We start from the raw sequence: 1188 nt of genomic DNA, 5'->3' as shown, positions 1-1188 counted from the left end.
ATCTTTTTTGGGTATTATACCTGATTTCACCAGCTTTTGGATGCATTTTAGCTAAATTTTGTCACGGATTAAGGTAATATATTTAATGAGCTGTCGGCTATCCAAAAAATAGCGGTATTGCAAGTAGGGTTGCACTCTAAAAATAAACAATTACAAAAATTTTTGGTTCAAGTTGCTGGCGATGAGTCCGAAGATAAATATGTAAGGAATATCGCACGAGGTATTTTAGATTCGAATTTAGAAAAGAATTGTCTTAAAACATTAGAGACTATCAAGAAAAGATTTTTTAATCAAGAAGAAGCAGAACAAATAACTGATTTAGCCCTTTTGGGGTTTACCGGTAATAAAGAAGCCCTATCATTTCTGCAAAGTATTAAAACAAATAGTAAAATTGTAGATGAACAAAGGAATATAGCAATCTTGCAAATCAAAAAAGGTTTATCCTATATCATTTCATTGTATAAGAGTAATGACCATCGTTTTTCAGTAAGGGGATTAAGAGAAGCCTTATACGCTTCTGTAAAATCGGATTTAGTAAAGGAAGTAATATTAAATGATTTGTTCGCCGACGATTCAGAAACTCTAATGGATACTACGACAATTATTCGATATGATCCTAATTTTGATTATAATTTAATAACAATTAAAGAAATAAACAGGTTATTTGAGATTATTCAGTCGGATTATCCTAGTGAAATTAAGGAAAACTGTGTTGCTATTCTGGCCAAATTTAAAGCAGACAGAACTATAAAAGACAGGCTGTATGATATTTATATTAATAAGAGATACCTTTATAAAAATAATTTAATGAATAAGCTCAAATATATGGATGTAAAAAACATCTTAAAAGAAGTAGTTGAGAAATAGTATTATTCGGCAATTTTAAAAGGGAAAGTCGGTAAAAGGCAGCCGAAATGAATTTGCCATCCTGAATGTTGGTAAGAAAAGAAAATATCTCTACCTATTTACAAAGGCTATCCCTTGAGAAAATAAAGGTAACACTATTTATCAATAAAAATAAAACAAAAGACACCAAATTTTCTTCGCTTGGTGTCTTTTGATGTGTAAAATTTGCAGGTAAGCGGCAATCCAAATTCTAAAAAGGATTAACTAGGGTCTACTGAATAACAAAAAAATGTTGTTTTAACAAGGTTTTTTACCTTTTTTGTCGAAGTTATATGCAAGGGT

Annotated in this window: 1 protein-coding gene; it reads left to right on the top strand. The window is 30.3% G+C overall.

Annotated features, from left to right (window positions below):
- Nucleotides 1-117: 117 nt before the first annotated feature.
- Nucleotides 118-867: a hypothetical protein gene (locus AB1L08_RS22375; protein WP_413066775.1), complete on the top strand. Its 750-nt coding sequence runs from the start codon at nucleotides 118-120 to the stop codon at nucleotides 865-867.
- Nucleotides 868-1188 lie beyond the last annotated feature (321 nt).

The sequence above is a fragment of the Siminovitchia jepli genome (assembly GCF_047228825.1).
Classification (GTDB): Bacteria; Bacillota; Bacilli; order Bacillales; family Bacillaceae_C; genus Siminovitchia.
This window is presented reverse-complemented; position numbering and strand designations above follow the sequence as displayed.